The sequence below is a fragment of the Bradyrhizobium sp. CFUWI genome, from assembly GCF_056429085.1.
This window is the reverse complement of record NZ_JBWJZE010000012.1, coordinates 249,022-255,496: the sequence shown is the minus strand read 5'-3', so window position 1 is coordinate 255,496 and position 6,475 is coordinate 249,022. Positions and strand designations below refer to the sequence as shown.

Sequence of the window (6,475 nt, the reverse complement as noted above, 5' to 3'; positions counted from 1 at the left end):
CCGCTCCACCCCCTGCTCCCGCGCCGGTTCAGGCGGCGGCGGTCGCTCCGCCCGCCCCAGCGGCCGCGCCCACGCGCGATCTCAATTCACCTCTCGGCGTCTGGCTCACCGAGGAGAAGGAAGGCAAGGTCCGCATCGAGCAATGCGGCAGCAATCTCTGCGGCTATTCGGTCGACAGCAAATCGAACCAGAACGGCGAGCAGGTTCTGATCAACATGAAGCCCGGCAAGGACCAGAAATGGTCCGGCCGCATTCTCGATCCGAACTCCGGCTCGACCTACGATTCGACCATCGCGATGAAGGGCACCGATCGCCTGCGCGTGCAGGGCTGCGCCTTCGGCGGCATGTTCTGCGGCGGCCAGACCTGGACGCGGGTGAACTGAGCGGCGCCGATTGGATCGAAGCCAACATGGCGCAGCCAGGCTGACGTTTATTCGCCGGACAACCGCAATCGGCAACGCGACTGCCAGTCGCTGTCACCGCCAATGAGAGCGCTGCGGCCCTCCTGTCACCGGGCCGCGCAATAACCCTCCATTGTGAACCATTTCATATCTGCCCGCCGTCGTTGCTTCTAGTCTGGATTGATAGCCAGACTATTTGCCACCGTCATACACCGCATTTGGCACCGTTTCGCCGAGACACGTAGACTCGAAACGAGTCATTCCCCCGACCTCGTTTCGGCGCCGGTAGTTGCGTAAGCGAGCGAGGTTGTTATGGAGGAACTCCGTGCGACACCATCGCTAGTCTCGGGTGACCGGGGCCCCCACTCGCTGATGTCGGAGCAAGGCATCAGGCGGCATGTCATCGGCGCACTCCGAAGTCGGCAGACGAGCCTGACCAGCGCGCTGCAGCCTCTGGTCCAAGAGCAAGCGCGCATGCTCGTTTCGGAATTCGGTTTCGACGCTCAGACCGTCGGCAAGATCCTGCAATCGCAAAACACCATGCTGAGCGTCTTGTCGGATCGGTATGACGCGCTCGATGAGGCCGCACATTACGGCGAGATTCCCTTCGTCGAACTGGCGCACGACGGCCGCATCGTCTATTCGAACGCGGCATTCGACAAGCTCTTGCCCGGCAGACGCGGCGTTCCCTTCTCCGGCCTGTTCGGATCACGTGCAGCCGACGTGTGGATGGCCCTCCAGGCCAACCACAACTCTAGCTTACGCGCAGACATCCAGACCAACGACATGGTTCGTCAGGTCAGAGTCGAAATTGGCCCGCTGCGCGACGAAGATGGCATGCCGGGCAATTACGCGCTGCTTCTCGACCAGAGCGCCGAACAGAGCCGCCTCGATGCCCTGCAGGATGGCGTGCTCCGCACCGACCTGATCGGCAAGATCCGATTCGCGAACGATCGCGCGGTGCAGGTTCTGGGATTCTCGGAATCAGAACTCAGGGAGATGCCGCTCTCCCAGGTGTTCGGACCCGATGACGAGGGAACGACGAACCTGTTCGGCGAATGGATCACAAAGCAAACGGGTTTCTCGGGTTTCGTTCGGCTGCGCCCAAAAGACGGGCGCTCCATTCTGGCAAGGGTGAGCGGAACGCCCTACATGGAAGCACCGAACAGTTCGGCGGGGCTATTGGTGCTGTTCGCTCCCCTTGCCGAAGATCGCGCGCGCCAGGAGCTCAGGACAATTCTCGCCGAGCACGATGATCCACAAGAGATCATCGAGGCAACGCTTCAGGCGATCGGCAAGGTCATCCCGTTCGAAATGAGCACGTTCGGGGTCTACAGCGATCTCAACGACTTTTGGCGGGCGCTCACGATCTTTCCAAAACCCAGCTGGGAGTGGAGCACGCGTTGGTTCAAGGTGCCACCTGGCGTGATCGAGTGGCTCGAGCAGGGCAAGACGTGGGACAACAATCTGGCCGCGTTCGTCGAGAGCCGCAATCCCGAGGAAAAGGACAATCCGGTAAGCAAAGCCATCATCGCCGACAAGTTCGAGTCGATGCTCGTATTGCCGATACGCAAGGCGGGAGGCCGGTTTGGAAGCTCGCTGGCTCTGCTGTCCCGCAAGCACAAATACACCCCTGCCGATCTACGCACGCTGCAAAATCTCGGCGTCGAAGAGATATTGCAGGCCGCCGACGCGGCCATGGAACATGCGCAGGCGCGCGCCTTGCGCAAACTCAAGGATGATTTGAACAAGGCACCGAGTGCGCGCGCCATCGCCGAGCTGCTGGCCACCGGCACGACGCAATGCCTGGGCTGGGAATATGTCGGCGTGTTCCGGATCGATCGCCTGCGCGGCAAGTTCGTGCTGGTCGCCGAGCACGTCAAGAACGACCGCAACCTGCTCGTGAAAGCGGCCGGCCGCAAGGCCGAATACACCCAGGAGCTGTCCAGCGGCATGCTTGGCAGCTGCCTGGCCGAGCGGAACATTCTTGTCGTCCCCGACGTCAGCGATACCGAGCGGAACTACGGCTTCATCAAGACCGCCCCCGATCAACGATCGGCCATGACGGTCCCCCTCCTCGTGAACGGCAAGATCGAGCTGATCCTGGACATGGAATCATCGGAGCTGAACGCGTTCCGTGGGCCCGATCGCGACGCGGCAAGCGGCCTCGCCGCCGACTGTGAACAGATCTTTGCGGCTCGCTGGCACGAAGCGATCGAGCACGCGCTCATGAACAGAATCGAGCAGGCGGCCGTCATCGTGGATGCCGTTGGGACGATCTGCCACATGAATGGTGCGGCGGCCAACATCTTCGGCCGGGCGCGTGACAAGAAGCTCTCGACATTTGGCGCCCGGCCTGAAGATTCCGCGCAACTGTCGGAATCCGGGATCCAGCACCGTCTTCGTCTACACCTGACGATCGGCGATGCGCCGCGCACCGAACTGACGGTTCTCGCAAGTCGCGAGCCGTTGAACGACGATTATGGTCATCAGCTCTGGCTGTTCACCAGCCTTGCCGATCAAAGTCGGGAGAGCGACTGGGGCTATCTGGAGGAGACTGTCACATCCGTTGCGCGCGAGACGCGCGCCCCGCTCTTGATGGCTGACGGCTTGCTGCGCGGCGCAGCGTCGCTCCTGAGCAAGCCAGAGCTCATGCAGAATTGCGCCGGTCTGCTCGAGCAGGCCGCCAACCACCTGCTCAAGGCCGATCTGACTTTCGAACGTCTGTCCGAGCGTCTCGTCGTGCAGCAGACGCCGCAGGAAGTCCCCGAACTATTCGACGCATTGGAAGTGCTCTATCACGAGGTCGAGGGCCTTCCAGTCGAGGATCGCGACGCGATCCACTTCATCGACGAGATTGCGACGCGCCGCCCCCTGCTGGTCAAGGGATGGACGAAGCGTTTGAGCTTTGCGTTTCGCTCTGCCCTCAGCTCCCTGCTGTCGTTGCGCATCACGCCGAACGACAAATTGACCGTGACGATCGCGGAACGACCGCAGCATCACCTCTCGGTGTCCATGCGCTTGCCCGCAATGATCGCCGACACCCTGGCTCCGTCGGCGGCGGACCCGATCGAGCAGAGCCAGCACCGGGCACGGCAGATGGCCAGCGTCGCGGTCGAGGCGATACGCAAGGCGGCCGAGCAGCACGACGGCACTCTGACCGATTTGGACGGCGCAGGCTTCGAGTTCAACCTGCCATTGTGCGCGCAGGAGGCACCGGTATGACAGCCAAGATTGCGATCGCCACCGCAGAGGCAAACATGTTCGAAACGCTGCGGGCGCAGCTGCTCGCGGCGGGAGTGGCCATGGAGGAATTGTACGACAAGCCTCTGATGACCCCGGACCAGACCAACGAGTGGCTCGTCGCGAATGAGACCGAGCTGCTCGTGCTCGATGCCCGGTTGCCGACCGACCCGACTGCCGTCTACGACACACGTACGACTCTCGGCGCGAAGCACGTGCTCAACACCGTCGTATTGGCCCAGGACCCGCACACTTCCGTGCTGGTCATCGCGCCCTCGTTCGGGACCTGCACGGACCTGGAGGAAGAGTGCCGGGCGGCGGGCAATGCGTTGATCCTGCCGATGGACGCGCTGCAGCTGCACCGGCACCGGATCTTGCGCCCGTTCATTGCGATGCTCACCGGTCGTCCGGACGAGACGAATGCGATCCCGGGCGCGTTCCGCGTGGTCGAGATCGAGATCCATAGCGCCAAGGTGGAATGCCGGCTCGGAACGGGCGAAGACGGCTCCCCGATGCTTCGCTGGAACACCATCAGCGATCTCGATGACCTCAAGTCTGCCGCTCAAACCTATGCGCGCGACGAGATGCCGCCGAACAATTGGCTCGGCCAGACGCGCGACGTTGGAACACGCCTGTTCAAGAGCTTCGTCGTCAAAGCGATCGGAGAACATCTGTTCTCGCAGATCGAGAAGTCCGCAGGCGGGCTGGTGGGACTGTCGTTCCGGTTCGTCATCAGCGACGCAGGCTTTTATGCGGTGCCCTTCGAGGCCAGCGTGCGTTATCTCTCGGAGGAAAATGGGCCATTCGTGCTGCTCTATGCGCCGATTGTCCGGCGCATTCCGTTCTTCGTCCGTGGAAGGGCCAGTGAGCGAGCGCGGATCAGTCCGGGCGCGAAGCTGATGTTCGTTCGCTCTCAGATCGGCGAACATCCCGATCTGAAGCTCGACAGCGCGATCTGCGATGGCAAGAGGTTCGACAAGCTCGGCAATATCGATGCCGAACTGGAGCACGTGGAAAAGCTGGGCGCCGCAGGCTGTTTCGATTTGAAGGTCGTCAATTTGTCGGATGCCCCGCCGGGCGAGGCCGCCTCCTATTTGCTGAAGCAGCTGGACGCATTCCGGCCCACCATACTCCACTACGCCGGTCACGCCTGGAGCGATGGCCAGCAAACCGCGACCCTCGTCCTTCCCGGGATGAAGCCAGAGCAGGCGGTCGGGCTGAAACTGGACAGGGTGGCGGCCTCCGACGGCCTTTCAGCGACGACGCTCGTGTACCTCTCGGCCTGCCGTGGCATCTCGAAGGGCTGCGTTCAGCAACTGGTGATGAACGGAATCCCCTATGCCCTGGGCTTCCGATGGAATGTCGAGGACGAGCGCGCGCCGCAGTTCGCCAAGGAGTTCTATGACGAACTGTACCGGACGCGGTCCGTTTGCGTGGCGTTCCGGAAAGCGTGCCGCGCATCGTGGGAAAGCCTGAACTACGACGAGGAAAGCCCGATCTGGCTTTCTCCGATCCTGCTGGCGCAGTCGACCGATTGGGCAACACGCTGCCACTGAGCAGCTCGTAGTGGAAAGAATGTCATGACAGTCTGGGCCACGCTCAAGAACGTCGTCGACCACTGGGCGAGCCGCGAGCTGCGGCGCCCCTATGTCGGGTACGTCGCTTCGACCGGCAATGGGATCACGGCGGGACAGACCTTCGTGCCCGAAGCGAGCTACTTCGGCGTGCGTATGGTTGAAATGGGCTTGCGCGAAGGCGGCAAGTTCTTCAACTCGTTCCTCCCGCTCGGCGTCGTGCTCACCGAGTTCAGCTTCGGCGACGGGCGCCAGCGCCGTCCCACGATTTTGAGCAATGACGAGATCGCCGCTCAACTGAAGGCAGCCGGTGCCGCTCCGGGCTATGTCGACTTCAGGAATATCTATGCCGTCAGGCGCGCGCCCATGAAGCAGGACAATCTGTCTCTGTTCGTCGGGCTCTTCCGCCTTCCGTTTCACGATGTGGCACAGCAGGTCCTGCAACTGGCCGCCGACCTGACGACGCAGACCGGCCTCGCGCCGGGCGTTTCCGACGGGTTGCGTGTGGCTGAAAAGATCTACGACCGGGTCGCCGGCCTGTTCGGACTCAACATCGTCACGCCGTTGTTCTCGTATGCCGACGGCAATGCGCTTGGTCGCAGCGGCTACCTGCTGGTTGCAGGTTCCTACCTCGAAGAAGCGGTCGCCAAGCGGTTGGTGGTGACCGACGACCGCTTGCTGCTGGACGGCCAGCGTGTATCTGGACTGGACTATTGCCTCCTGGCCGTCGAGTTCACGGCCAGCCTGCTGCCCGACGGGCCTGACTCGATCAACCCTCTCACGCAGCTCGGATTTCATCGACACTGGCAGGGTGTCGCAGGCAGTATCATGAGGCGGGAGTTGGAGCGTGCGGACGAGCACATGCTGACTCTGCGCGCCGAGGTGATAACGTCGCCCGAACTTGCCGAAAACGATCGTCTCGTGGCGATCGGCGCCTACCAGACCAGCTACGACAAGCTCGTGGAGCGCGTGACGCCGAAAAATGCTCACCGCGGCTGGGAAAAGGCAATTCTGGGCGCCCCCAACGACAAGACGATCGCCAAGCCGGCCGTGACAGAGCTCCTGAAGGGCATGCAAATCCGCCTGCTCACCGGCATCAGGGATGCCCCGGAGGATCCCGACAAGCTTTTTGCGTCCGAGGCCTTCGCATTGCGAAAAACAGTCGGCAAGACTTCTCTGGTCGACACGGACTCCGCCGTCGCGCTGGCGCGCGTGATCGATCGCGCTGCGGCAGCAAGGTGACGGCACGAACCAGCC

The 6,475-nt window shown here is 62.4% G+C and carries 4 protein-coding genes; all 4 read left to right on the top strand.

The window, feature by feature from the left end; translation table 11 throughout:
• Positions 1 to 383 (top strand): DUF2147 domain-containing protein (locus tag AC066S_RS25725; protein WP_478270934.1); only part of this gene is annotated, 383 nt, incomplete at its 5' end.
• Positions 384 to 875: 492 nt separating this feature from the next.
• Complete coding sequence (locus AC066S_RS25720; protein WP_167767742.1) at positions 876 to 3,626, top strand: PAS domain-containing protein; 2,751 nt, start codon at positions 876 to 878, stop codon at positions 3,624 to 3,626.
• Positions 3,623 to 5,200 carry a CHAT domain-containing protein gene (locus tag AC066S_RS25715; RefSeq protein WP_164718593.1) on the top strand — a complete coding sequence of 526 codons (1,578 nt, stop codon included), beginning with the start codon at positions 3,623 to 3,625 and terminating at the stop codon, positions 5,198 to 5,200. Before AC066S_RS25720 ends, AC066S_RS25715 begins: the two co-directional genes overlap by 4 nt.
• A gap of 24 nt (positions 5,201 to 5,224) precedes the next feature.
• Positions 5,225 to 6,460, top strand: a complete 1,236-nt coding sequence (locus AC066S_RS25710; RefSeq protein ID WP_126257617.1) for a hypothetical protein — start codon at positions 5,225 to 5,227, stop codon at positions 6,458 to 6,460.
• Positions 6,461 to 6,475 lie beyond the last annotated feature (15 nt).

What these genes read in the sequence shown, in the direction of transcription:
- AC066S_RS25720 (WP_167767742.1), top strand. Translation starts at nt 876, where the DNA reads ATGCTCGTTTCGGAATTCGGTTTCGACGCTCAGACCGTCGGCAAGATC.
- AC066S_RS25715 (WP_164718593.1), top strand. Translation starts at nt 3,623, where the DNA reads ATGACAGCCAAGATTGCGATCGCCACCGCAGAGGCAAACATGTTCGAA.
- AC066S_RS25710 (WP_126257617.1), top strand. Translation starts at nt 5,225, where the DNA reads ATGACAGTCTGGGCCACGCTCAAGAACGTCGTCGACCACTGGGCGAGC.